This window comes from Paenibacillus montanisoli, assembly GCF_003268025.1.
Lineage (GTDB): Bacteria > Bacillota > Bacilli > Paenibacillales > Paenibacillaceae > Paenibacillus_Z > Paenibacillus_Z montanisoli.
The window spans coordinates 146,021-170,340 of sequence record NZ_QLUW01000002.1 but is presented as its reverse complement, the minus strand read 5'-3'; the positions used below and the strand labels follow the sequence as shown (position 1 = coordinate 170,340).

Genomic DNA, 24,320 nt, shown 5'->3' with positions numbered 1-24,320 from the left:
GGGAGTAGATAGGACTATGGAACCGATTGTGCAGATCTCATTGGATTTAACGACGATTAAGGATGCGTTGGAAATGGCCGAGGTTGCCGTGGAGGCAGGCGTGGATTGGATCGAAGCCGGGACGCCGCTGTTGCTGGGGGAAGGACTGCATGCGGTTGCGGCGCTCCGCAAAGCATTCCCGCATCACCCGATCGTGGCCGATTTGAAAACGATGGATGGCGGCTACCTTGAGGCCGAAATGATGGCGAAGGCCGGTGCTACTCACGTTGTCGTCATGGGTGTGGCGCATCAAGCCACGATTCGCGCGGTAGTGAAAGCAGCCCGCGATTACGGGATCAAGGTCATGGGCGATATTATGGCTTCGCCGGATCCTGTAGCTTGCGCCAAAATGCTGGAAGCGAACGGGGTCGACTACATCATCGTCCATACCGGATTCGATGAGCGGGGCGAAGATAAGGAACGTACGCCATATGATCATTTGGCAGCCGTAGTAGGGGCGGTGAATGTTCCCGTACAGGCAGTTGGCGGACTTTCCATCGATCAAGCTGCAGATATGCCGAAGCATGGCGCGCCATTAGTCGTTATCGGCGCTCCGCTCGTTATCGATAAGCAGGAGTTTAAACCAAGCTCGGACCGCGAGCAATTGAAAGGCATTCTGCAGCAATTCGTGACCCGCGTTAAAGCGAACAAGGTCGAGAGGTGACATATGAAATCGGCAGCACGCGTAGCGGTTTTCCCAAAAGGCTTTATCAATGAGCTCTCCGAAGGCACGATGAGCTTGTGGGAGTGGATCGAACTGGCCGGCACGCTCGGTGCGGATGGTTTGGAGATGTATCCGCGGTTTCTTGAAAGCTTGGAACCGTCCTACCTCCATTCTGTTCGGGAAGCGTGCGACAAGGTGAATTTAGCCATCCCGATGATGTGCTCGTCACCGGATTTCACGCAGCCCGATCCAGCTCGAAGAAGAGAGGAAATGCAGTACATCAAATCGATGATCGATGTCATGGCCATTCTCGGGCCTGAAGATTTCAGAAGCTGCCGAGTGCTGTCCGGACAAAGGCGGAATGAAGTCGGCAGGGAGGACGGCATTCGCTGGACGGTCGAATGCATTCAAGAGCTTCTGCCCTATGCCGCCGAGAAGAAGGTCCACTTGGTAATGGAGAACCATTATAAGGATGGATATTGGACCGCGCCGGAATTCGCTTTGCCATGCGATATTTATTTAGAGATCATCAGTCAGATCGAATCGCGTTGGTTCGGCGCCAACTATGATCCTTCCAACGCCATCGTTGCAGGTTACGATCCAATTCTCTTACTAGAGCAGATCCGATCCAGAGTATCGACCATGCACGCCAGCGATCGATATTTAAAAGAAGGCTATACGATGGACGATATTCGCGAATATCTGGATCAAGGCTACTCCAATGCGCTGCAGCATGGCGTCATAGGAAAGGGGATGAACGATTACGATACGATCTTCCGCATGCTCCAAGAAGAGAAGTTTGGCGGCTGGATCTCGATTGAAGATGGAGTAAACGGTCTGGACGAGCTGCAGGAATCGGTCAATTTCATCAAAACCAAAATCGCGCAGTATTTAAGCGGAAGCGGACTTATGAAAACAATCGTCTTGAAAAACGCCAATTCTGAATCCGCGGAAGTCATCGTAGCGGAGAAACCCCGCCCTGAATTGAAGTCTGATCATGAAGTATGCATTAAAGTGCTGAGCGTCGGACTCGACGGCACCGACAAGGAGATTATTTTACATCGTTACGGCGTGCCGGCTGAAGGAGAAGACGATCTCATCATTGGACACGAGCTGATCGGCGAAGTGGAACAAGCCGGAGCTGCTTCCGGGTTTAGCGTAGGGGACGCTGTAACCGTACTGGTAAGGAGACCATGCTTGGATCCGGATTGTCTGAATTGCCGTGCTGACCGCTCGGACTGTTGCCAGACCGGCACCTACACGGAAAGAGGAATCAAAGGCTCGCACGGATTCATGTGCGAATACGTGGTCGAGGATGCGAACTATGTGGTGAAAATTCCGGATAGCCTTAAACATCTGGGCGTGTGGGTAGAGCCGCAGAGCATTTTCGAGAAAATATGGTCGACGATCTCCCATATCCAGCAAAGATTCGTTTGGAAGCCTAAGCGGGCGCTGGTGCTGGGTTCCGGCCCGATGGGCTTGCTGTCCGCCTTGTCGTTCCGATCCATGGGACTCGAAACGCATGTATGGTCTTTGCATGCTGAGGACAGTATTCAGGCGAACGTTCTGGCTAACATCGGTGCTCAATTTCAAAGTGCGTACACCGACGAATCGGACGGCTCAGGCAGCCATGGTATTGTCCGTCATTATGGCGATAGGCTCCATCTGAATTTTGATGTCGTGCTCGAGTGCACCGGATTCACTCCGCTGCTTAGTGAGGCGATGCAATTGCTCGATAGAAACGGCAGTATCGGCTTGCTCGGCGTTACGGCTATGGACCGCCATACTACGGTGCCGATTGATCGGATCAACCAAAATTTCGTCATGGGCAATCAATGCATGGTAGGTTCAGTGAATGCGTCCAAAGCTGATTTCCTTCGTGCGATCGATCGGCTTCATCAAGTAGAGCGCTGTTACCCCGGCACATTAAGCGGGCTGATCACGGATGAGTTTACTCCTGAACAAGTGGCTTCCGTTGATTTTGATCGGATTGGCGTAAAAGGGATCGTACGAATGAGCTGACGCGAGAAAAAATAAATCCTGCCGAGATCGTTTGCTCGGCAGGATTTATTTTTGCATCGACAACCTCAAAACGTGGGCAGATTATCTAAATTATTACCGGCAAATCCGTCCGGTTCACTGCGAATGATGTCACGGCCGTATTTATGGAACACATCCACGTGAGCCAAATTACCGCTTTTCGCTTCTTGCAGAGCAGTCAAATAATCGAGTTCTCTGCCGGAATCCGTTTTGAACGCAATGAGATCGCCTTCTTCGTTTTTTCGAACCGCTACGATTTGCTCTTTGCCAGGTTCATCTTGAATTTCCTGCGCTGCTTGCTGCTGGCCTTGCTGGCGGTACTGATGGTAGATTTCCTCGAAGTTTGAATTGTTGTTCGGCATCCATGCACACCTCCACCGGGTATGCTTCCCAGTATCGGCGACCATGATTCTATAGATTGTGTCTATGGCGAGATTGGCAGCGTGATATCAATCATGGTTCCTTTGTTTACTTCGCTTTCGACATGGATATGACCGGAGTGGTTTTCTATGATTTTTTTACTTACCATGAAACCTAGTCCGGTTCCATTGTCCTTCGTCGTATAAAAAGGCTGCCCTAATTTGCTTAGCACCTCTTTAGGAATTCCGCATCCTTCGTCAACGAGACGAATCGACATCTCGTGATCGTTCACGCATTTGACTTGAATGTTAATCGTTCCGCCTTTTGGCATGGACTCGATCGCATTTTTAATAAAATTGATAAACACTTGTTTCAATTGATTTTCATCGCAGTAAAGATGGGTAACACCCGGTTTAAATTCAGTCGTAAATTGAACATTGTTCAGGTTAGCTTGCGAATCAAGCAGCGTCATCACTTGACTCAGCAACACTCGAATATCTTTTCTCTCGTACTTGATCGTTTGCGGCTTGGCAAGGATTAATAGCTCGCTTAGTATCATTTCAATCCGTTCGATTTCGGAGGTCATGATATCGAAGTATCTCTGTTTCTCCCCAAATCCTGCTTTCATTAGTTGTACGAATCCCTTAATAGAGGTAATGGGATTTCGGATCTCATGGGCGATACCGGCAGCCAATTGTCCGGCTACGGATAATTTCTCGGCATTTTTCATATGTTCTTGAGCCAATTTCCACTCTGTAATATCCCTGATCGTAACCGACCAGCCATTCTGATTTCCTTTGCCGTCGAGAATAGGAGAACCCGTTAAAATCACGTTCATCAATTCTCCGTTTTTTCGTTTTCGGATGGTTTCAACCCCGATTACCGATTGTCCGTTTCTAACCATTTCATAATTGTTAATCACTTCATCCAAACCATCTGTTGGAATGATCGGAAGATCGTTCAACTTCTTACCAATCACTTCCTCTTTCGACCATCCGAACGTATGTTCAAAAGCTTCATTGACTCTCTGAACCTGACATTCGTTATTAAAGATTAATATGGTATCCGCATTGTTGTCGATGAAAGACTCTAATTGCGTCGTTTTTGCTCGAAGCTCTTGTTCAGCATGTTTTCTAGGCGTAATGTTTCGGCATATCCCGGTGATGCCGAGGATCGCTCCGCTATGATCCCGAAGAGGGGATAGCGTAGCCTCCACATCCAGCAATTGACCGTCTTTTCGCTGGCGAATGGTTTCCAAACCGATCACCGTTTCTCCGGCTTTTATAAGCTCATGGATTTGACCCATGGAATCCTTGAGGAAATCAGGAATGACGGGTAACCGGTTACCTTTTATTTCTTCTGCGGACCATCCGAATAATAGTTCAAAAGCGGGATTCACTTCTAAAATGGTTTCCTCTGCATTAACCATCCAAATGGCATCCGCGTTGTGTTTGATAAAGGACTCCAATTGCGCCGTTTTGGCTTGAAGCTCTTTTTCGGCACGCTTTCTGCGAGTAATGTTCCGGCAAGTTCCTGTAATGCCGATTACCACTCCGCAATGATCCCGAAGGGGGGATAGAGTAGCCTCCACATCCAGCAATCGACCGTCCTTATGCTGGCGGATGGTTTCCAAACCGATCACCGTTTCTCCGGCTTTTATGAGCCCATGGATTTGGCTCATGGAATCCTTGAGGAAATCAGGAATGATAGGAAGCTGTTTACCTTTCACTTCATCAGCGGTCCATCCGAACAGCTTTTCAAAAGCGGGATTCACTTCTAAAATGGTTTCTTCCCTACAAATCATCCAAATTGCATCCGCATTATGTTGAATAAAAGACTCTAATTGCGTGGTTTTTGCTTTTAGTTCCTTCTCGGCAAGCTTACTTTCCGAAATGTCTTTAATCTGTGCGATCAAACAGCAGGGCTGCATATGCTCGTCCCTCATGATCGAGAGAACTAATGAAACCCATACGATAAAACCATTTTTATGAATATAACGTTTCTCGAGTCGGTAAACGTCCAACTTACCATCCAAGAATTGATTCATAACATCTTTCGAGGCGATAACATCATCTGGATGAGTTATGTCCTGAAATGTCATTCCATGAAGCTCCGGTTCCGAATAACCGATCATTTGGCATAGAGATGAATTGACTTGTAACCATTTTCCTTCAGTTGATACTAATGCCATGCCTATAGGAGCATAGTTGAAAGCACTAGTGAACAGTTCATGCTGTTGTGAAAAGTTTACTTTAGCAGCCATATTTCCTCCTAAACCTAATGGTTTCCAGTATAAGGAATTAAATTAGACAAAATAGCGTTAAATCCTTTAAATTTTTTTGCAGAATATAAAGCAAATGTTTGCATACGAACGAATGTGCGAGGTAACATCACTTATTTATTCGGGCACGGTTTCTGTTAAACGGCAATTATTTATTGCAATACGATAAATGGGGTGTTAAAATCAACCTGAAATAAACGAATCGAGGTGCAAGTTATGGAATGGGGAACAGCCCTCTTTTTAAAGGTCACTGTCTTTCTGCTCGCAATTCCGATTCTTGCTTTGTGCGTAGTTGGGTTGCCTATATTCGCTAAGGGGGCAGCGGATCTTTATTCGGCTTATTGGTTATATCCCTTATTAGCAATTATCTATGCAGCCGCAATACCGTATTTCATTGCATTGTTCCAGGCTTGGAAACTATTAAGCTATATTGACAAGAACCAGGCTTTCACGGACTTATCGGTAGAAGCGCTAAAAAAAATCAAATCCTGCGGATTCACGATCAGCATCTTGTTTACAGCAGCCATGCCATTCGTATACTTCATTGCTGATGAAGACGATGCCCCGGGCGCCATCGTTCTCGGCATGGTCGTCATGTTCGCTTCATTCGTGATTGCAGTCTTTGCAGCCGTTCTTCAGAAGCTATTAAAACAAGCCATCGATATTAAATCCGAAAACGATTTAACGGTCTGAGGTGAGAACATGGCGATTATCATTAATATAGACGTGATGCTGGCAAAAAGGAAAATGAGCGTGACGGAGCTATCGGAGCGGGTCGGAATTACGATGGCTAATCTGTCCATTTTGAAAAACGGAAAGGCAAAGGCGATTCGGATCGCAACGTTAGAGGCGATTTGCAAAGCTTTAGACTGTCAGCCCGGGGATATCTTGGAGTACAAAAATGATGAAACCAATCCAAACTAATCGATCCTATGTGAACGGACTAGATCAACGGTACTTGCCTCGGTTGAACGTGAAAGAGGCGGTGAAGCCCATCAAACAATTGCTGCATTTTGTTTATCATCAGGCGATGAGCTGCATTTTTCCTGTTGCGATCTTCGGCACGTTAGCCCTTTCCGGTATCGTAGAGGTGCCCTTCATGTACCGGTACGATGCCATTCTTCTTATTCTGCTTGGCGTGCAGGTTCTGATGTACCTTAGCGGATTAGAAACACGCGATGAAATCAAAGTAATCTGTGTATTCCATGTTATTGGGCTGCTGCTGGAACTATACAAGGTCCGGATGGGCTCATGGTCATACCCTGAGCCTGGGTTTACGAAGCTGCTCGGAGTACCGCTCTACAGCGGATTTATGTATGCAAGCGTAGCAAGCTTTATGTGTCAGGTCTGGCGCAGGCTCAGGATGGATATGACCGGCTGGCCGGGGCTTCCTGCTGCGGGATTGTTAGGTGGAGCCATCTACCTGAACTTTTTCGCCCATCATTTCATTCCTGATTTTCGCTGGTGGCTGACTGCGCTCGTGCTTATCGTCTTTTGGAGAACTTGGATCATTTATCGGGTTCTGACCGTAACGTATCGAATGCCTTTGACGCTTGCTTTTCTCATTGTCGGTTTCTTTATCTGGTTAGCCGAAAATATCGCTACATTCTTCAATGCTTGGAAATATCCGGACCAGCACCTTGAATGGAAGCTGGTTAGCGTCAGCAAGATCAGTTCATGGTTCCTTCTGGTCATCATAAGCGTCATCATCGTTGCCCAACTTAAACATGTAAAAGCCGGCAGGAAGACGGCAAGATAGAAAAAGGCGAGAGCTGCCCGGTTAACGGGCGGATCTCGCCTTTCTATTTTGCTGGTCAGTTCAATTGTACATAGAACGTGGTCTTCTCGTTCGGCACGCTTTTGGCAAAAATTCTGCCCCGGTGCTGCCCGATGATGGACCGGGCGATCGCGAGACCTAAGCCGTAGCCGCCATTTTTGCGGGCGCGGGAGGTATCGGCGCGATAGAAGCGGTCGAATATTTTGTCCAAATGCTCGGCGGGTATGCCGGGACCGGTGTTGGTCACTGACAATTGGATATGGCCAAGATGCCTCTTGAGCGCAACCTGTATGGAACCGTTCGGATTTGAATATTTAATCGCATTGTCGAGGAGGATCATGACCACTTGTTTCATCTGCTCGTTGCTGCCTGTGAACATCAGATTAGGCTCAATATCGTAATCGAAGGTCAACTCCTTCTCGTAGATAATGGCTTCCATCGTGAGGATGACGCTTTCCACGGCTTCGCTAAGATCGAAAGGCGCTTGGATCATGTGCTCTCTGGCGTCGTCCATCTGCGTAAGGTAGAGCAGATCGTTCGTCAAGGTTTTCATACGTTCCGTTTCCGACTTAATATGATTCAGCCATTTGGCCTGCGCATGAATCGTATCCTCGCCATTGGCGAGAAGAACGTCAGCATTCGTATTGATGACGGCCAGCGGCGTCTTCAGCTCGTGGGAGGCATCGGCGATGAATCGCTTCTGCTTCTCGAAAGCTTCCTTGACCGGTGCAATCGAGCGCCCGGCGAAATAGCGGCTAGCTAAAAAGATTACCCCCAGCATGATGATAGCGACTAAGGAAAAGGTATAAGTAAGTGTCGTTAATATGGTTTGCTGCGCAGTAACATCCATATAGACAATCGAATAGCCCGAAGGAGTCGGCGATACGCTGTACGCCCAGCGCGTTCCGTCCATGGTGAACTGGCCGAACTCGACAGGATTTGCGGACGCTTTCTCCGCAGCGGTGGCATAGATATCTTCGCCCAAGTCGAAGGGAGAATTGGCTTCCGTAATATTCCACTCCAAGTCAGTCTTCAGCACGAAAACCGCCGAGCGTTCATGAGTATTTATCGGAAAATCTCCCTCGGGTCTGGGAGGTCCCTTAGGGCCGCCCATTAAGAAGCCGACATCGGCCATTCGCCTGATTTCCCGATGAATATCGTTCTGGACGTTCCGGTACGTAATGGCATAAATAGTCGTAAAGGCGGCCAGCATGATGAGCGAAATGATGATCATGTTCATGAGCAGCAGCCGGTTGCGAAGCCTGTTGAACATTAGGCGTTCGCCTCCTCGAGTACATAGCCGACGCCCCGGATCGTATTGATACGAACCGCCGAATGGAGGAAGGCAAGCTTTTTCCTCAAAAATGAAATGTACACTTCCACATTATTGTGCTCCGCGTCCGAGTCAAAGCCCCACAGTTTCTCGATGATCTGTTCCTTGGAGGTTACCGCCTGCTTCCTCGTCAACATCAGCTCGAGAAGCTGGCTTTCCTTCAGAATGAGCTTTAATTCCTTCCCTTTGCATGTGAGCTTCAGATGTCCCGCATTCAGCTCGATATCTCCGAATCTCAGCCCGTCCTCGGGCACGACCTCGCCTTTGCGCCTAAGAGCTGCGCGGATACGCGCAAGCAGCTCACCGGTCGAGAAGGGCTTGGCCATATAATCGTCTGCGCCATAATCGAGCCCGGCGATTTTGTCCGGCTCTTCGCCCTTTGCGGTTAGCATGATGACCGGCGTCGCGATATCCTGCTTTCGAATCTCCCTGAGCAGCGTGATTCCGTCCATGCCGGGAAGCATAATATCCAGCAAAATTAAATCGTAAATCCCGCTCTGCGCGTAATCCAGTCCTTCTTGCCCGTCATGAACGAAATCGACGGCATAATGATTCTTTATTAGAATCTGCGAAAGCGCCTCCGCTAGATTGACCTCATCCTCTACGATTAGAATTCGCATAGCCCCACCTCTTTCTGCTGTCATGTCTATAGTGTAGGAAAGAAACCTTTAATCTACCTTAAGCGTGCTTCCCGTTTTCTACTTATTATAGATGGCGTAAGGTCAGGTTCCAATCATCCGTGCGCTCATTTTATTTTTACAATTCCTTAACCATTTAAGATTCGTTAAAGGTTCGCGTCTTAATCTACAGACATGGAAGGGCTAAACGCCTTGAGAATTTGGAAAGGGGCGCTGAACATGGCGATTGAAGTGTTTAACCGATATGAGAACAAGTATCTGATGGATACCAAAGGGTTCTATCACTTATGCAACCGTCTCATGGACTATATGGAGCTGGATGCTTACAACAAGAACGACAGGTTTTACTCCATCAGTAATCTGTACTATGACAACGAGCATCATACGCTGATCCGGAACAGTCTATCAAAGCCGAAATACAGGGAGAAGCTGCGCGTTCGTGCGTACGGGGTTCCGGAGGAGAATGCGAAAGTCTACCTGGAGCTGAAGAAAAAAGTATTCGGTCTCGTCAACAAACGGCGGACGGCGCTAAAGCTGCAAGAAGCCTATGAGTTCGTTCGGACCGGGCAAGCGCCTTCGTTCCGGGAAGGAATGAACCGGCAGGTCATTCAAGAAATCGAGTACTTCTTGTCCAGATATGAGCTGCAGCCGATGGTTTATTTGGCCTATGACCGGATTGCGATGTTTTGCAAAGGAAACCGGGATCTGCGGATAACGTTCGACACGAATATCCGGTCGCGTCGATACGATCTGCGGCTCGAGGCCGGCGACTATGGCGAACAGCTGATGGAGAAGGGCCAGTGGCTGATGGAAGTGAAGGCGGAGAAGACGATTCCGGTGTGGCTGTCTAAATTGCTGTCCGAGCTTCAAATGTACCGGACGAGCTTCTCGAAGTATGGCAACGAATATAAAAAATCGATCCGCCACGCACATGCGGACGCGAATTCAAATGAGAAACCAATGGAAAGGGAGCTTAGCATCCTATGATCGAATCACTTTTTTCAACAACAACGGTGACGGAATTAACGTTTACCCATGCGGTATTGTCCTTTATAGTCGCGATTTTGCTCGGCGGTCTCATTAGTTTGACTTACATGAAAACACAGCATTCGTATTCCACGAGCTTTACGCTCACGATGATGGTGCTGCCGGCAATCGTCACCATCATTATCATGCTGATCGGAAGCAATATCGCCCGCGCCTTCAGTCTGGCCGGGGCATTCTCGATCATCCGGTTCCGCAGCGCGCCGGGGGATTCGAAGGATATCTCGTACGTGCTGTTTTCGATGGCAGCCGGTCTAGCTTGCGGTGTCGGCGCTTATGGATATGCGGTGCTGTTCACGGTTTTACTATGCGGGTTGATGCTTGTTCTGAAGAAGCTGAAGTTCGGCGCAAGCAAAGAGGCATACAAAACGCTGAAGGTGACGATTCCCGAAAGTTTGGGCTACGAGGAAGCATTCAACGAAATTTTTCAGAAGTTCAACATCGAGTATGAGCTGAAAAAAGTGCGCACGACCGAGCTTGGCAGTCTGTATGAGGTCATCTATTCGGTGAAGCTCGGGCCGCACACGAATCAAAAGGAATTGCTCGACGCCGTACGTACGCGCAACGGCAATCTGGATATTACGCTGACGATGAATCCTGTTGTACAGGAATATTAATACACGAGTGAGGTTAATAAAAATGAACCATCCAAATAAAACTAAGATGATTACCATTCTGCTTTTCAGTACGATCTTGTCTGCGGGCTGCAGCTCAAAAACCGCCGATACGACGACTGGCGCTACTGCCGCAGCGACAACCGGCGCATCCGCGACTGCTGCCGCCGCGGCAGAGCAGACAACTGCAGCGAATTCCGCTCCCGTGCAGCTGGCCAGTCAAGATGCGAGCGAGCTGGCGGTAAGCTGATCGCAGCCGGCAGCGCAGGCATGGCACAAGCGCCATCCGATACATCTTCGCAATTAGCCGTGATGATGACATTCCCAAGCACGCTGGAAGCAGGAACCCTGGTCACGCTGACGGACAGCTCCGGTAAGGTCGTTGCAGCCTTCCAGCCGGCGAAAACGTTTGGCAGCATCGTAATCTCCTCGCCGGATCTGAAGAGCGGCGAATCCTACACGATCGCAACAGGCGGCACGGCTAGCGGCAAAGCAACCGACGGTTTCTTCGAAAGCGGATCGGCGAGCGGCAGCACCAAGGTTGTCACGTTCGAGATGGGCGACAAAGTCACCTATGTGAATGAATCCGGCGTTACAACGGCTAGGACCGGCGGGTTCGGCGGCGGAGGAAGCGGCCGTGGCGGACACGGCGGCGGCTTCCGAGGTCAAGGCGCTCCTGGCGATGCGCCTCCCGGGGACGCTCCAAGCGGCGGCCCGGACAGTGCTCCAAGCGCAGGTGCAGACAGCTAAAGGTTTTAACTGAATAAGTAAGAATAGAAGAGGCAATTTCCCGCTGCGGCAGAAGGGAAATTGCCTCTTTTCATTTGCGTCGGCTACTTGATTAAGGAAATGGAGTCATCATGAAGGCAGTATTGTTCCGGTACATCAAGCATGGCTGTCCTCATCTTCATTCCGTTCAAGTGTTTGATCCATTTGCACATCAGGTGCCTCGTGAAGCTCGAACGTATGGATAAACTCCTGAATGAAGGCATCGACGGCATTCAGTTCCCCGCTGACCACTTGCTTGATCGTTTCATACTCCGGTTGACTGAGCTGCTGTTGCAGGGTTGAGCGCATTAGACGAAGCTTCTCCAAAAATGCGATCGCCCGGCCGCGGCGAAAGGTTTGGGCAGCGGCAAAGTCAAGTTTACCTTGGCTTAACTAGGTAAACTTAATCGACGAGAAAATCAATTTGCGCACCTATTCGCACCCGCTGGTCCGCCACGGAAAAATCGGCAAAGCCATTCACTGCGTAATGGCCTTTGGCATATCCGTTTTTGCGGAAGTTATCGATAAAGTCCTTATAGGCTTTCGGGTCGTTCTCGCTATAGCTGCCGCCTCGGATGTTGAACGTGCCGCGCAGCGGTTTGCCTTTGATCAGCTTCGTGCTGGCGCCCTCATCGGTCATTGCGTAGTCGATAACGTAGCCCGTTGTCAGCTCCTGAATCGGAAAATTAAACGGCGAAGCGGAATGGTTAATCGTGATGCTCGCTTCATCCCCGATATACGTCAACTCCGCGTAAATCGGAACTGTTTCCCCGCGGCTGTATTCGGGCTTCGCCGTCACGAGGCGGTAGGTGAAATCGCCTTCGGTAACAGCGACTTCCGTCGTCGGATGGACCATCGCCTCTTCACGCGAGCCGCAGCTGGCTAGCAGAATGGAGAAAAAAATAAGTCCAACAATTGCATACGTACGCATCGAATCCCCCAACTCCCTCTGACAAACACCCTAATAATATTGTAACGCTGTAAGCGCAAAAAACGCCAGCTCCATTACAAGAGGAGCTGGCGTTTGGACTATGAATTAAGTTATCGTTCTGGACGTTCGGGGAAGCCTCCTTGCCTGGAAGACGAATTGATGCTGCGACCAATAGCTGAACGCGAACAGCGATCCTTCGGTAAACAGCTTGGCGACGAGAAGGGGGAGTCCAAGGCTTTCCTTGAAAAGGTACATGAAACCGTAGTTAAACATCAGGATCAAAACGACGAGCGCAAAATATTTCGGTGCCGAAGATAGGATGGAGGACTTTTGCTTGCGGTCAAATACGTAGCGTCGGTTCATCGCATAATTGAATAGGGAGCTGCCAATCCTTGCGCCGAAGACCGAGATGAGCAAACTGTCAGTCATCATCTGCAGCAGAACGAGGAGAATCCAGTCCAAGGCGGCCGACAGTACGGAAGTCGAGCAAAACTTCAGGATCGGCGCATACACCTGGAGCGAATCGGCAATCGGGCGGAAATGCGATGATTTGTTGTTTTCCAAATAAACCGTATCGATCGGCACCTCGTGCATCCTATATCCATCCTTCTGAGCCGCAAGCAGCATGTTCATCTCATATTCGAATCGCTCGCCGGGAATTTGGCACAGCCAATCCAGCATCGATGCCGAGAATCCGCGCAGGCCGGTCTGGGTATCTTGAATACGCCGGCCGGTCGTAAAGGTATAAACCAAACGGGTCACGTTGTTGCCAAAGCGGCTGCGAAGCGGGACGGTACCCGTAAAATGCCGGCTTCCGAGCACGATCTCGTTCGGATGCTCGGCCACGGCTTCCACGATCCGAATGATATCGGATGGCAGATGCTGTCCGTCGCTGTCCGCGCAAACGACTCCCTCAGACAAGCCGCTCTCGCTCAAGTAAAGGAATCCCGTTTTAAGCGCACGGCCTTTGCCGAGATTGGCCGGATGGGTGAGCACGGTGCATCCGGCCTCGCGGGCACCGTTGAAAATATCGCGATACGCATCGCCGCTGCCATCATCGACTATAACAATATTCATATCGCTCTCCGCTTTCTTCAAATTCTCGATCAGCGATAGCAGTCTATGGTCGGGTTCATAAGCCGGAATCAGTACATTCATTTTTTCAGCCTCCTTGGTAATCAATCACTGCCATTACTGCCATTAATCGGCGAGATAGATAATATCGCTGACGCCGCGCTCATCATTCCCTCTATTGCCTGGACTGTTGACGACGCGGCCCATGAAATACATGGTGGACGAGCCGCCGCCGTCGAGATTGTAGGCCTCGGTTACGCCTAAATCCTTGAACAGCTGCGCGAATTCATCAAGCGTCATGCCTCTGCTGTAGTTCTCTTGCCGGCCGTCAACGACGACGAAGACATAATGATTTGGCGAGATGACGCCAATTCCCGTACGCGGGTTCGCATCGTCGATTGAGCGGTTGCCGAAGTTCGTATCAATCTTCAGGTTGTCGAAATTGTCGATAGCTTCGCCGTTCTTCACCAGGACGGGGCCGAAGGAGAAGGTGTTCGTAACGCCGCTTGCGAGCAGCTCATCGGCCGAAACTTCCTCCTCGTTATACGATTTCATCGTGCCGTCGCTATACAAGGCTAGTCCGTCACGCGCGGGCTCGTTCCGGTAGAGCGTACCGTTTCGGATAATGACGCCGTCATTTCGGAATCCGTAATAGTCGCCGTTAACGGCGAATATCGCGTTGTTCGCGGAAGCAATCTCCGATGTAGCCTCGGTAATGTTGCGGCCGAAGGCGTTATCCGCAAAAGCAGTCAGCAGCTTTGAAGCCTCCTTTACCTGGACATCGGCTACGTAATAGGTGATTTTATCCTCGCCGGTGCCGTTTTCCACTTTCTTGATCGCAATATCCGTAGTGTCGCTGGAATAATTCCAATCGTCGGACGTTGCCTGATTTGCTGCTGAATTCGATTCTGTTGACGAGTTGGCTGATGCCGCTGCAGTGACGGCGGTGCCGGCCGCCGACGCCGGCTGGACGACCACCTCCACGTGTTCGATCAAGTACCGGTCCGCCAATCCGTATAGAACAGCCCCAACGGTCGTTAAAGTTATGGTCAGGCCGATGATCAGCTTTCGCCGCGGCTTTCTCTTCTTTTGCGTCATCTGTCGGTCACTCCAATCTTTTTGATACCTTAACAATAGGCGGGGTTACTTAAATGCAGCTTAAATGGATTTCAGAAATAGCTCGTCCTTTATGCTAGAATAAAGCCAGTGTGCAGGATGGGGGGCGTTCGGTTGTCAATTCGGTTTCGTTTGTTATTCTCGTTTACATCGGTGGTCATCGTTTCGGTGACGTTGTTTATGCTGGCAGCGTACTTGTTATCCGTCGCGGTTACGGGAGATCTACGGAGCGTTCGAAGCTTCTACACGATCCATTACTCGCTTCACCCGCTGTCGGAAGAAGAGGAGAGCATTTTTCTCGATTTAAAATATTTGGCCAAGCATGACCCGGCCAAGCTGAAGGACCTTGCGCTGCTCAAGGATTACGACACCCAGCTCAAAATGGTGCAGGCGGGCCTGCTTGTTCGCAGGGGAGACAGCCTGCTGTATATGACTCCGAATATGCAGGAAAGCGATTTTGCGCAGGCGCTGCCCGATTACGAGATGGGGAACTATTCGATCCGCAATACGATGAATGTCGGCAGCCGCTTCTTCGCCTACGCCAAATTCGATTTCTATTTCGATGAAGCGGCGCAAGAGATGGGGAGTATCTTCGTCATCCGTGAGCGGAGCCCGTTTGCGGAGCTTGTTCGTAACATGCTGCCTGTCTTCGTGGGGTTGTTCGCGTTCATTGTGCTGCTTACCGGACTTGTGCTTTATCGCTATGTGACGCGCAAGATCGTTCTTCCGCTCGAAGGGCTTCGCAAGTCGGCCGAACGGATCAAGGAAGGCGATCTTAAAGGCGAGCTTCGGGCGACATCCAAAGATGAGGTCGGACAGCTCATTCTGAGCTTCGATGAGATGAGGCGGCGGCTGCAAGACTCGATCCAGTTGCAGCTTCAATACGAGGACAACCGGAAGCAGCTGCTTTCGAACATTTCGCATGACCTGCGGACGCCGATCACGACGATAAAAGGCTATGCGGAGGGGATCCGGGACGGCGTGGCGCGGACGCCGGAGAAGCTGGAGCAGTACGCGCGCGCCATTCATACCCGCGCCTCCGATATGGAGCGGATGGTGGAGGAGCTTTTCTATTACTCCAAGCTTGATCTGAAGAAGGAGCCGTTCACGTTCGAGGAAGCCGAAGCGGTGTCGCTGCTGCGCGAGCTTGTGGACGAGCATGCGATCGACTTCGAACGGGAAAGCGTGCAGCTGAAGTGGGAGCAAATGCCTGTGCAGCCGGTCTTGATCCGGGCAGATCGGGAGAAGCTTAAGCGCGTGATCCGCAATCTGCTCTCCAATAGCCTCAAATTCATGACGCGCGAACCTAAAATCATAACCGTCAGTATTCGCGCGGTTGAAGAGGAAAGGTTCGTATCCGTCATGCTTGCCGACAACGGACCGGGCATCAAGGCAGAGGCGCTGCCGCTCGTGTTCGACCGCTTCTACCGGGCGGACGAATCCCGCGCATCGGCTGCCGGCGGAAGCGGTCTGGGCCTGGCGGTTGCGAAGCAAATCATTGAAGGCCATGGCGGGTCGATAACTGCCCGAAGCGAAGAGGGCGGAGGGACAGAGATTCATTTTACACTTCCACTACTAAAGAAAAGACGGTGATGCGCATATGAAACGAATCTTGATCATTGAAGACGATCCTTATATCGCAGAGCTGCAGAGGGATTATTTTGGACTGCACAATATGGAAGCCGAGATCGTACACGATGGGCGTGAAGGGCTGGAGCTAGCGCTTGGCGGGGGCTTCGATCTGCTCATTCTTGATCTGCAGCTTCCGGGAGTCAACGGTTTCGATATATGCAAGCAGGTGAGGGAGAGGCTGGACATTCCGGTGCTCATCGTATCGGCCAAGAATGAGGAAGTGGAGAAAATTAGAGGCTTTGGGCTTGGCGCGGACGATTTCGTCACAAAGCCGTTTAGTCCAAGCGAGCTGGTAGCGCGGGCGAAGGCGCATTTGGCCAGGTATGACCGCTTTACGAAAAACCGGGCGACGGAGCGGAAAGCCGATCCGGATGTGCTCCGGATTCGGGAGCTCACGGTCCATAAAGCCGCTTACCGCGTCTTCGTGCGCGACCGCGAAGTATCGCTGACTACAAAAGAATTCGAGGTGCTGCTGTTTCTGGCCGAACATCCGAACCGGGTCTTCAGCAAAGAAGAGCTATTCGAGCGGATTTGGGGGCTTGAATCCAGCGGCGAGATCGCAACGGTGACCGTCCATATTTCGCGGATCCGGGAGAAGATTGAAGAGGATCCGGCGAATCCGCAGTTTATCGGGACGGTTTGGGGCGCGGGCTATCGGTTTACCGTATAGCTAGCCATCCGGTTTAAACATTGTTTCGTCTTTGTTTATATATTGTTTAGACTTTCTTAGAAGCCGGTTTAGAGCCGTTCGCTATGATAAACGTGTCAAAGGGAACGCCATTAAACCAGAGCCGAGAGGAAGATGGACATGAACAAGACGAAGCAGCAAGCAGCTAAAATCGCGATGGCGGTTGTAATCGGAGGAGGAGCTCTGTTACCGTTTCATACGCCTGCTTCGGAAGCAAGCGCAAGCGTCGCAAAAGCAGGCAGCACCATCCAGCAAGCAGTGGATAAACTGGCGAAGCAAGGCATCCTTCAAGGAACAGGAGATGGAAAGCTGCACGAAGAGCGTCAAGTAACGAACGCCGAATTCATTAAGATGGCGGTCTTGGCGCTTGGCTTGGAGCTCGATCAGACGGAAGCCCCATCGCCGCAGTCTAAATGGTACGATGCCTACGTAAACGCCGCGATTAAAGGAGGCTTGCTGCAAGGGGATGCAGCCTTCCATCCGAATAAACAGGCTGAAGGCTCCGAACTTGCGCCGATCATCGCCAAGGCGCTGCAGCGCGATGTCAAATCGGTGCAATATTGGATGCAGACTTTACAAATCGGTCAACATAAAATAACGCGCGGCGAAGCGGCACGGCTGCTCGTTTTCGCGCAGCAAGCGGTCCGCAGCGAGTCTGCGTCGATCGTTTCGGTAAAAGCGCTCAACAAGATCACGCTGGAAGTTAAGTTCGACAGGCCAATGACGTTGGGAGACGAGACGACGGCCGCCGCGCAAGCGAATATGATGCTAAGCAACGGCTTGAAGCTTGTCAATCAGCCTAGGCTGAAGACGGGATCGATCGCGACCTATATCGTGCCTGTCCAGACGATGAAATCCGGCGAGGTATTCTCGCTGACGTATAAAGGCAAGCAGACATTCAGCGTGACGTCCGGCGAAGAAGCGATTCGTCTGAAAGACGTGCGGCAAGTAACCGGCGACACGTTCGAGGTTAGCTCCTCGCGCGAGGAAGGCGTCATCGATTATGGCTATGTCATTTCCGCTTATGCGGGTGGCCGCGGCGCGAATGCGATCGTTCTTGAAGAGGACAACAGCTACAATGGTAAGCCGCTGCAAATCATCTCTTCCCTTGCGAGCCGTCAGGCAGTGCTAACGCCTGAAGGCGGCATGCCGATTACCGTGAACTATGTAGGCTTCACGCAGTCGACCGATGGCAAACAGGAACCGAAGTTCCGTCTGCCTGCAGGCATATCGCTCCAGCCAGGCGTATCGTATACCGTGACCTCGGATTGGTTTGAGCTTGAGAATAACAAATTCACCGCTCAGCAAACCGAACCGCTCGTGATTGCTTCAGCCGCGAATATCGACGGGGCATCGATTTCCTTATCGCTGTCCGCCGATCCGGGTGACGAGCTGTTCGCATATCGCTCCGTCCAGTTAGAAGGCAATGACGGTTCGATGCTGAACGCTCAATATCGAGTGCAAACGCGCAAAGCAGGGACCGGAATTTTCGATATCCTAAACGGCGGCAAGCTGGCTGCCGGGGTGACGTATGAGGTATCTCCAATCGGGACGTGGGCAACGGCGCACGGGATTGAGATTGATGTAAAATAACTTATAATTCCGGTAAAAAACCGGCTCTCAACGGGAGCCGGTTTTTGTTATGCATATTTGGGTTAGACTTGGAGTTGTCTCTATCTCTAAGCAAATCTGTATTTCAGATCTGGGAAAAGGTGTTTTTTGAAAAAAAATAAGGCATCTTATAAACAAAAGCAATAGCCGCCATATCCAGACTTGGACGGTGGTTATGTGAAGAAGGTGAACGCATGCTGCAACTACATTGTCTCGTCGATGCTTTACTCGTGAAAACTATCATTGGCGACGCCGACATCACGATCTATGATATTCAAACGGATTCCCGATCGGTTAAGCCCGGAGATCTGTTTGTATGCGTTCACGGTTTCAAAGTGGATGGCCACGACTTCATCGAAGAGGCCGCGCGAAACGGTGCCGCAGCGGTTGTGATCCAGAGAGAGCTGCCTCTTCCCAAAACCATTGCGGCTGCCGTAATCGTTCCCGATACCTACAAAGCTTTAGCCGTGCTGGCGAACATCTGGTACGGGAATGACGACAATTCCACGAAGCTGATCGGCATTACGGGCACGAACGGAAAAACGACAACCATGCATATGATTCATCATGTTCTCCGATTCGCACGTCGAAGCGCAGGCATGATCGGCACGCTGGGATTCCGTATGGGAGCGGAGCACGAATATACCCGGAACACAACCCCGGATGTTTTGACGATACAGAACTATTTAGCCCGGATTCGCAAGCAGAACGGCGAGTATGCCTTAATCGAGGCCTCCTCACACGGCCTTGAACTAGGCAGGCTTCGCGGCTGCGATTTCCGTACGGTCGTCTTCACGAATTTGACGCATGATCACTTGGACTTTCATCACACGATGGAACGTTATCTCGCAAGCAAGAAGCTATTATTCGCCCAATTAGGCAACGGTCATGAGTCTTATCGCAAAACGGCGGTATTGAACGGTGATGATCCGGCAAGCGCCGAAATCGCCAGCCATACGAGCGCGCAAGTGCTGCGTTATGGATTGAAGGAGCACGCGGAAATCACGGCACATCACATCGATATGCGCAGCGATAAAACAACATTTACTGTGCGCACTCCTTGGGGGGATGGCGAGTTTGCCTTGCCTCTTACGGGTATACATAACGTTTACAACGCGCTTGCCGCGATTTCCGTTTGTTTAGTGGAAGGGCTTCCCATGCAGGCGATTCGCGAAGGCTTGAGCGAATTCGACGGCGTTAGAGGCCGTTCGCAAGAAGTTCCCACCGGGAAACCCTACCGGGTTGTTGTTGATTATGCCCATAATCCAGACGGCTTGAATGCGATCATTCACGCGACAAAACAAGGCGTAAAAGGAAAATTGCTCGTCGTCATGGGGAGCCGGGGAGATCGGGACCGAGAGAAGCGGCCCATTATGGCTCGCTTGGCATCCGATCATGCGGAAATCGTGATCTTAACTTCGGATAACCCGGGGACGGAACATCCGGATTCTATTCTTTCAGACATGATAAACGGCTTGAATGTCGAACAGCGGGATCGTTGTTTGGTCATTCCGGATCGGCAGCATGCCGTACTGCAAGCCGTGAGCATGGCAAATGCCAATGATTGTATCCTTATCACCGGCAGAGGACATGAGAATGAATTAGAAATCGGCGGCCGGCGTGCGGTTATGTCGGACAGCGATATTGTCATAGAAGCCTTAGAGAAACACGGTACCATAACGCAAATGTTTAACATCTCCGAGAAAAAATGAAATCAGACGAGTTGAAGATCCGCAGAGACTGCGGATCTTTTTTTGTTTTTTTAATTCGATAGACCTATTAAATGAGTTATCGATTCAGGGAGTATGGAACCATTTTTGCGGATTTACTAGATATTTACTTCCTCCTATCATTCTGCAAACAAAACTGCACTAAATTGGTGCCATTCCTATTTTAAGAGTGGAGGCAGTCAAATTGGTTAGGAAATGGTTCCGTTTTATCCTCGCAGCTGTTCTGCTGTCTGTTATTGCGCTTCCCGGCTCCCGCGTCTTTGCGCATACCGACAACAGTGAAGGTTTCTCCCAGATCACCGCAGCGCCTGGGGAACTCAGGTACGAATTGATGCTCGATTACTACGAACTGGGACGCGTTGTCATGCTTGACGCGAGTCCTGGCGCACCGGCGAGCGAACTGCACCGATTGCTGGAACTGCACAAGCAAGAAGTCGGCGGCTATATCGGAAATCATCTTAAGGTCTATATCGAAGGGGAAGCGGTCGACGCGGAGCTTGATGAATTGAAGGTCATCTCAAAGCTTGGCCGGTATTACGCCAGTCTAAGCCTGCGGTTTCCGAATGCTTCGAATTCGAAGGGGGTTCAGGTCGACTATAACATTTTTTTCGACGACAACGATTCGATGCACCGCAATATTGCCGCTTTCGAGTTTGACGGCAAGGAGGGGCAATTCGTCTTCAACAGCAGCGACAGGGAGCTCGGGCTCGGTCACACATGGTTTGTCGGACAAGCGCTGCGCTTCATCAAGCTGGGCTTTCACCATATCATGATCGGTCTCGACCATATTTTGTTCGTGATCGCACTGCTGCTGACAGCGACCAGCTTCCGTTCATTGATCAAGATCGCGACGATTTTTACGTTGGCCCACAGCGTTACGCTCGGATTAACCGCATTCCATGTGCTCAACGTGCCGGCAGAAGTGATAGAGCCGTTAATCGCGCTCAGCATCGCTTATGTTGCAGTCGAGGCTTTTTTCCTGAGCGGCAGCAAAATACGCCCATTCGTCGTTTTCGGCTTCGGACTTGTTCACGGAATCGGCTTTGCCGGCGCCTTGGAAATGACGGGTGCGGTTAGTACAAGCTCATTGCTGTCCCTCGCCGCTTTCAATATCGGCGTCGAGCTGGGGCAGCTGCTCGTCATCTCGCTTCTGTTCCCTGTTTTGATCTACATCCGCAAGTTCCAATGAGCACGACACGCGCAGGCGGCGGCCGTTACGCTCATCATTGCATTCGGTTTGTTCTGGTACGTTCAGCGGATGGCGGCTTAGTTTTTTCGGTTTCGGTCAAGTTGGAGGCAATCGCATTGAGAGGGGGGATGCCATCGGGGTGATGCCTGAGAGAGTAGTAGAACCAACGCTGTAATCATCCATTTCATAAAATTAAAGGAGGAAATAAAATTGTCTTTCGCACGCAAATTGAAACGCAATAAGAAAAAGCTTCAAGCCGTCACTACCGCCGCTATGGCAGGATTGGCGCTGGCCGCCGTCATTAAGCCCGTTATGGCGGGAACGCCGGAATCGACGGTGAGCGGGGTCGTTTTCGCGGATAAGAATGGGAATGGCGCACGAGATATTAACGAGCAAGGGATTCCAGGCGTTCGCGTATCGGACGGCGCATCGATCGTCGTATCGGATTCGCAAGGAAATTATACGTTGACGGTGAACCCGAACAGACGCAAAACGGATCTGGTGTTCGTCACGGTTCCGGACGGGTATAAGGTGCCGGTCAATGAATCGATGATTCCTCAGTTTTATCAAAATCTGGGCCAGCTTCAAGCCGATGAGAGCCGCGTGGCGGATTTCGCGCTGCAGCCGGCACCTGAGACGCAAAATCCGAACTTCGACTTTGTCGGCATTGCCGACGTTCACGTACAGGCCGGAACGACCAACAACCGCGAACGTTTTACGGGGCAGCTGGCACAATTAAACGAACTCACGGGCTCGCCGGCCTTCATCACGATCAGCGGCGATATTACGAACGGCGCGTCGGATAACGAGTTCAAGGATTTTACGGCTAGCACGGCCACCTCGAAGCTTCCGGTCTACCCGGCGGTGGGCAACCATGACTTTACGGGCGGAGCAGATTTCTCGGCGCGGATCGACCGCTACCGCAATTATCTGGGACCGGAATGGTATTCCTACGATTATGGCAAGAAACACTTTATCATCCTGGAAAACAACTTGGGCATGAGAGAAGCGGATCAGATGGCATGGCTGAAGGCCGACCTTGAGCAAACCGGCAAGGATACGGAGATCGTTGTCATTACCCATCGGCCGTTTAACAACCCGCAAACGCCTGACGCTGCTGAGGCGAAGAAATATATCGATCTGCTCGGGCAGTACAATACCCGCCTCGTGCTGATGGGTCATACGCATGTGAATGATGTGGCAACGGATACGATCAAATCGGCCGACCATGTCGTAACGAACTCGAGTTCTTATACGATCGACCAAACGCCAAACGGCTTCCGCGTCGTTTCGTTCCATGGCGGCAAAGAAACGCATCCTTACAAAATGTACGGCGTAAATAAAAATCTCGTCATCGTAAGTCCGGCTCCCGGAAGCAAAGTACCGCAGGGGAACGTTCAACTGCAAGCGAATGCGTATAACACGTCAAGCCGCGTGACCGAAGCGATGTATCGGATCGACGGACAAGAATGGCATAAGCTCAGTCCAACCGGCGAAATGACGTGGTCCGCGGAATGGAAGGCGGACAAAGAGGCGCTCGGGGAGCATACGATTGAGGTGCGCGTCACCGATGATGGCAGTCGCACATGGTCGGAGAGCAGCAGGTTTACGCTGGTCGGCGCGGATGAAGCCGCAATTCCCGCTCAAGGCGCGAACTGGCCGATGTTCCATGGCAACGCGCAGCATACAGGCGAAGCTCTCGATGAACTCTCGCCGGAACTTCAGCTTGCGTGGAGCCATTTGACGGACGGGACGATTTTGACGTCTTCGCCGGCGATCGTGGACGGCAGCGTCTTCATTGGCACTAGGGACGAGAACGGCACGGAGCAAAACAGCGTGTTGTCCTTGGATCTGAAGACAGGCCGCGAAAATTGGAAATTCGTTCCCGATGCGCAAATTCAAGCGTCTCCTTCGGTAGCGAACGGCATTGTGTATGCATCTTCCATCCGCGGCACGCTCTACGCGCTTGATGTAAAAACAGGCCAAAAGCTTTGGGAGAAGTCAATCGGGCAGCAAGACGTGCAGCGTGCGTGGATGTATTATTCGCCGACCGTGGCGGATGGGATCGTCTATCAGGCATACAGCTCCAAAGGCGGCGGCGAAATCATGGCGCTTGATGCGCGCACGGGCGACGCGGTTTGGACCGCCAAGCTCGCAGGGGGCTGGATCGCGGAAAACGCTCCTGTCGTTAAGGATGGCAAAGTATACGTCGGTGCGGACGGCGGTTATTTGATTGCGCTGGATGCGAAGGACGGCAAGCAAGTATGGCGCAAGCAACCGGCCGGAGGCTGGATGCACTCCTTGCCTGCAATTGCGGATGGCAAAGTTTACATGGGCTATGGCGGCGGATTGCTTGTCGCGCTTAATGCGGAAACCGGTGCGGAAGTATGGCGTTATCGCAGCGAGGGCGAGTCCTATATCGCGGGCGGCACGACCGGATCTTCGCCGGCGGTGGTCGACGGGGTCGTCTATATGGGCTTCCCGAACGGAAAAGTTGAGGCGCTTAAAGCGGACAACGGAGAGAAGCTTTGGAGCGCAGCGACGGAAGGCGGCATTATCTCTTCGGCAGCCGTATCCGGAGCTACGGTGTACATCGGTTCCAACGACGGTAAGCTGTACGCGCTGGACAAGCAAAACGGAACCGTCCAGTGGTCGTACAAAATCGGAGCATGGGTTGCTTCTTCGCCGGCCATTTCCGGCAACTCGCTGGTCGTAGGCGCATTCGACGGCAACGTTTATGCCTTCACTTCCGAGAAAAAGTAGCAGTCTGAAAAATGAATCCCCTTCTTTA

23 protein-coding genes are annotated in these 24,320 nt (G+C 51.1%); 15 read left to right on the top strand and 8 right to left on the bottom strand.

Annotated features, from left to right (window positions below):
* Nucleotides 1–16 precede the first annotated feature (16 nt).
* Both DL346_RS10025 and DL346_RS10020 read left to right on the top strand, forming a co-directional pair.
* Nucleotides 17–703 (top strand): orotidine 5'-phosphate decarboxylase / HUMPS family protein, encoded by a 687-nt coding sequence (locus DL346_RS10025; RefSeq protein ID WP_112882000.1) that lies wholly within the window; start codon nucleotides 17–19, stop codon nucleotides 701–703.
* A 3-nt stretch (nucleotides 704–706) separates the two neighbouring features.
* Entirely contained in the window at nucleotides 707–2,725 is a 2,019-nt protein-coding gene (locus DL346_RS10020; protein WP_112881999.1) for a TIM barrel protein, read from the top strand.
* A gap of 65 nt (nucleotides 2,726–2,790) precedes the next feature.
* On the opposite strand, the gene DL346_RS10015 is transcribed toward DL346_RS10020, so the two are convergent.
* Both DL346_RS10015 and DL346_RS10010 read right to left on the bottom strand, forming a co-directional pair.
* A complete protein-coding gene (locus DL346_RS10015; protein ID WP_112881998.1) occupies nucleotides 2,791–3,105 on the bottom strand; it encodes a DUF3892 domain-containing protein in 315 nt (104 codons plus the stop codon).
* 62 nt (nucleotides 3,106–3,167) lie between these two features.
* The gene (locus tag DL346_RS10010) at nucleotides 3,168–5,366 is read right to left on the bottom strand and encodes a PAS domain S-box protein (RefSeq protein WP_112881997.1); all 2,199 of its coding nucleotides are present in this window, start codon (nucleotides 5,364–5,366) and stop codon (nucleotides 3,168–3,170) included.
* 234 nt (nucleotides 5,367–5,600) lie between these two features.
* On the opposite strand from DL346_RS10010, the gene DL346_RS10005 reads away from it, so the two are divergent.
* From DL346_RS10005 to DL346_RS09995, 3 genes are all read left to right on the top strand, one after another.
* Nucleotides 5,601–6,077 carry a DUF2975 domain-containing protein gene (locus tag DL346_RS10005; RefSeq protein WP_112881996.1) on the top strand — a complete coding sequence of 159 codons (477 nt, stop codon included), beginning with the start codon at nucleotides 5,601–5,603 and terminating at the stop codon, nucleotides 6,075–6,077.
* A gap of 9 nt (nucleotides 6,078–6,086) precedes the next feature.
* The gene (locus DL346_RS10000; RefSeq protein ID WP_112881995.1) at nucleotides 6,087–6,308 is read left to right on the top strand and encodes a helix-turn-helix domain-containing protein; all 222 of its coding nucleotides are present in this window, start codon (nucleotides 6,087–6,089) and stop codon (nucleotides 6,306–6,308) included.
* 61 nt (nucleotides 6,309–6,369) lie between these two features.
* The gene (locus DL346_RS09995) at nucleotides 6,370–7,143 is read left to right on the top strand and encodes a DUF817 domain-containing protein (protein WP_112883049.1); all 774 of its coding nucleotides are present in this window, start codon (nucleotides 6,370–6,372) and stop codon (nucleotides 7,141–7,143) included.
* A 55-nt stretch (nucleotides 7,144–7,198) separates the two neighbouring features.
* On the opposite strand, the gene DL346_RS09990 is transcribed toward DL346_RS09995, so the two are convergent.
* Together DL346_RS09990 and DL346_RS09985 are read right to left on the bottom strand one after the other, a co-directional pair.
* Nucleotides 7,199–8,434, bottom strand: a complete 1,236-nt coding sequence (locus tag DL346_RS09990) for a sensor histidine kinase (RefSeq protein ID WP_112881994.1) — start codon at nucleotides 8,432–8,434, stop codon at nucleotides 7,199–7,201.
* Nucleotides 8,434–9,114: a response regulator transcription factor gene (locus DL346_RS09985; RefSeq protein ID WP_112881993.1), complete on the bottom strand. Its 681-nt coding sequence runs from the start codon at nucleotides 9,112–9,114 to the stop codon at nucleotides 8,434–8,436. The genes DL346_RS09990 and DL346_RS09985 overlap by 1 nt, the downstream gene beginning before the upstream one ends.
* Nucleotides 9,115–9,351: 237 nt before the next feature.
* Here DL346_RS09985 and DL346_RS09980 point away from each other — a divergent pair, with 237 nt between their 5' ends.
* The 4 genes from DL346_RS09980 to DL346_RS09965 are packed head-to-tail and all read left to right on the top strand — an operon-like array spanning nucleotide 9,352 to nucleotide 11,540.
* A complete protein-coding gene (locus DL346_RS09980; RefSeq protein WP_112883048.1) occupies nucleotides 9,352–10,119 on the top strand; it encodes a polyphosphate polymerase domain-containing protein in 768 nt (255 codons plus the stop codon).
* The gene (locus DL346_RS09975; protein ID WP_112881992.1) at nucleotides 10,116–10,793 is read left to right on the top strand and encodes a DUF4956 domain-containing protein; all 678 of its coding nucleotides are present in this window, start codon (nucleotides 10,116–10,118) and stop codon (nucleotides 10,791–10,793) included. Before DL346_RS09980 ends, DL346_RS09975 begins: the two co-directional genes overlap by 4 nt.
* A 22-nt stretch (nucleotides 10,794–10,815) precedes the next feature.
* A complete protein-coding gene (locus DL346_RS09970; RefSeq protein WP_112881991.1) occupies nucleotides 10,816–11,040 on the top strand; it encodes a hypothetical protein in 225 nt (74 codons plus the stop codon).
* Nucleotides 11,041–11,060: 20 nt separating this feature from the next.
* Nucleotides 11,061–11,540: a hypothetical protein gene (locus DL346_RS09965; protein WP_112881990.1), complete on the top strand. Its 480-nt coding sequence runs from the start codon at nucleotides 11,061–11,063 to the stop codon at nucleotides 11,538–11,540.
* A gap of 135 nt (nucleotides 11,541–11,675) precedes the next feature.
* Here the strand turns inward: DL346_RS09965 and DL346_RS09960 are convergent, their stop codons facing one another.
* The 4 genes from DL346_RS09960 to DL346_RS09945 all read right to left on the bottom strand — a co-directional run bounded on the left by DL346_RS09960 (nucleotide 11,676) and on the right by DL346_RS09945 (nucleotide 14,661).
* Nucleotides 11,676–11,867 carry a hypothetical protein gene (locus tag DL346_RS09960; RefSeq protein WP_240633119.1) on the bottom strand — a complete coding sequence of 64 codons (192 nt, stop codon included), beginning with the start codon at nucleotides 11,865–11,867 and terminating at the stop codon, nucleotides 11,676–11,678.
* A 94-nt stretch (nucleotides 11,868–11,961) separates the two neighbouring features.
* A complete protein-coding gene (locus DL346_RS09955) occupies nucleotides 11,962–12,489 on the bottom strand; it encodes a hypothetical protein (RefSeq protein ID WP_112881988.1) in 528 nt (175 codons plus the stop codon).
* 105 nt (nucleotides 12,490–12,594) lie between these two features.
* Nucleotides 12,595–13,647 (bottom strand): bifunctional glycosyltransferase family 2/GtrA family protein, encoded by a 1,053-nt coding sequence (locus DL346_RS09950; protein ID WP_112881987.1) that lies wholly within the window; start codon nucleotides 13,645–13,647, stop codon nucleotides 12,595–12,597.
* A 42-nt stretch (nucleotides 13,648–13,689) separates the two neighbouring features.
* On the bottom strand, nucleotides 13,690–14,661 hold the full coding sequence (locus DL346_RS09945; protein WP_112881986.1) for a phosphodiester glycosidase family protein: 972 nt from the start codon (nucleotides 14,659–14,661) through the stop codon (nucleotides 13,690–13,692).
* A 132-nt stretch (nucleotides 14,662–14,793) separates the two neighbouring features.
* Between DL346_RS09945 and DL346_RS09940 the strand changes: the two genes are divergently transcribed.
* The 6 genes from DL346_RS09940 (at nucleotide 14,794) to DL346_RS09915 (ending at nucleotide 24,292) form a co-directional block, all read left to right on the top strand.
* Nucleotides 14,794–16,272, top strand: coding sequence for a sensor histidine kinase (locus DL346_RS09940; protein WP_112881985.1), 1,479 nt, complete (start codon nucleotides 14,794–14,796; stop codon nucleotides 16,270–16,272).
* A gap of 7 nt (nucleotides 16,273–16,279) precedes the next feature.
* Nucleotides 16,280–16,981, top strand: a complete 702-nt coding sequence (locus DL346_RS09935) for a response regulator transcription factor (protein ID WP_112881984.1) — start codon at nucleotides 16,280–16,282, stop codon at nucleotides 16,979–16,981.
* A 138-nt stretch (nucleotides 16,982–17,119) separates the two neighbouring features.
* Entirely contained in the window at nucleotides 17,120–18,592 is a 1,473-nt protein-coding gene (locus DL346_RS09930) for an S-layer homology domain-containing protein (RefSeq protein WP_112881983.1), read from the top strand.
* A 212-nt stretch (nucleotides 18,593–18,804) separates the two neighbouring features.
* On the top strand, nucleotides 18,805–20,322 hold the full coding sequence (locus DL346_RS09925) for a UDP-N-acetylmuramoyl-L-alanyl-D-glutamate--2,6-diaminopimelate ligase (RefSeq protein WP_240633118.1): 1,518 nt from the start codon (nucleotides 18,805–18,807) through the stop codon (nucleotides 20,320–20,322).
* Nucleotides 20,323–20,524: 202 nt separating this feature from the next.
* Complete coding sequence (locus DL346_RS09920) at nucleotides 20,525–21,529, top strand: HupE/UreJ family protein (RefSeq protein WP_112881982.1); 1,005 nt, start codon at nucleotides 20,525–20,527, stop codon at nucleotides 21,527–21,529.
* Nucleotides 21,530–21,739: 210 nt separating this feature from the next.
* Nucleotides 21,740–24,292, top strand: a complete 2,553-nt coding sequence (locus DL346_RS09915; protein ID WP_112881981.1) for an outer membrane protein assembly factor BamB family protein — start codon at nucleotides 21,740–21,742, stop codon at nucleotides 24,290–24,292.
* Nucleotides 24,293–24,320 lie beyond the last annotated feature (28 nt).

What these genes read in the sequence shown, in the direction of transcription:
- DL346_RS09955 (WP_112881988.1), bottom strand. Translation starts at nt 12,489, where the DNA reads ATGCGTACGTATGCAATTGTTGGACTTATTTTTTTCTCCATTCTGCTA.
- DL346_RS10020 (WP_112881999.1), top strand. Translation starts at nt 707, where the DNA reads ATGAAATCGGCAGCACGCGTAGCGGTTTTCCCAAAAGGCTTTATCAAT.
- DL346_RS09975 (WP_112881992.1), top strand. Translation starts at nt 10,116, where the DNA reads ATGATCGAATCACTTTTTTCAACAACAACGGTGACGGAATTAACGTTT.
- DL346_RS09925 (WP_240633118.1), top strand. Translation starts at nt 18,805, where the DNA reads ATGCTGCAACTACATTGTCTCGTCGATGCTTTACTCGTGAAAACTATC.
- DL346_RS10000 (WP_112881995.1), top strand. Translation starts at nt 6,087, where the DNA reads ATGGCGATTATCATTAATATAGACGTGATGCTGGCAAAAAGGAAAATG.
- DL346_RS09945 (WP_112881986.1), bottom strand. Translation starts at nt 14,661, where the DNA reads ATGACGCAAAAGAAGAGAAAGCCGCGGCGAAAGCTGATCATCGGCCTG.
- DL346_RS09965 (WP_112881990.1), top strand. Translation starts at nt 11,061, where the DNA reads ATGGCACAAGCGCCATCCGATACATCTTCGCAATTAGCCGTGATGATG.
- DL346_RS10005 (WP_112881996.1), top strand. Translation starts at nt 5,601, where the DNA reads ATGGAATGGGGAACAGCCCTCTTTTTAAAGGTCACTGTCTTTCTGCTC.
- DL346_RS10015 (WP_112881998.1), bottom strand. Translation starts at nt 3,105, where the DNA reads ATGCCGAACAACAATTCAAACTTCGAGGAAATCTACCATCAGTACCGC.
- DL346_RS10025 (WP_112882000.1), top strand. Translation starts at nt 17, where the DNA reads ATGGAACCGATTGTGCAGATCTCATTGGATTTAACGACGATTAAGGAT.
- DL346_RS09990 (WP_112881994.1), bottom strand. Translation starts at nt 8,434, where the DNA reads ATGTTCAACAGGCTTCGCAACCGGCTGCTGCTCATGAACATGATCATC.
- DL346_RS09935 (WP_112881984.1), top strand. Translation starts at nt 16,280, where the DNA reads ATGAAACGAATCTTGATCATTGAAGACGATCCTTATATCGCAGAGCTG.
- DL346_RS09970 (WP_112881991.1), top strand. Translation starts at nt 10,816, where the DNA reads ATGAACCATCCAAATAAAACTAAGATGATTACCATTCTGCTTTTCAGT.
- DL346_RS09960 (WP_240633119.1), bottom strand. Translation starts at nt 11,867, where the DNA reads ATGCGCTCAACCCTGCAACAGCAGCTCAGTCAACCGGAGTATGAAACG.
- DL346_RS09930 (WP_112881983.1), top strand. Translation starts at nt 17,120, where the DNA reads ATGAACAAGACGAAGCAGCAAGCAGCTAAAATCGCGATGGCGGTTGTA.
- DL346_RS09950 (WP_112881987.1), bottom strand. Translation starts at nt 13,647, where the DNA reads ATGAATGTACTGATTCCGGCTTATGAACCCGACCATAGACTGCTATCG.
- DL346_RS09980 (WP_112883048.1), top strand. Translation starts at nt 9,352, where the DNA reads ATGGCGATTGAAGTGTTTAACCGATATGAGAACAAGTATCTGATGGAT.
- DL346_RS09985 (WP_112881993.1), bottom strand. Translation starts at nt 9,114, where the DNA reads ATGCGAATTCTAATCGTAGAGGATGAGGTCAATCTAGCGGAGGCGCTT.
- DL346_RS10010 (WP_112881997.1), bottom strand. Translation starts at nt 5,366, where the DNA reads ATGGCTGCTAAAGTAAACTTTTCACAACAGCATGAACTGTTCACTAGT.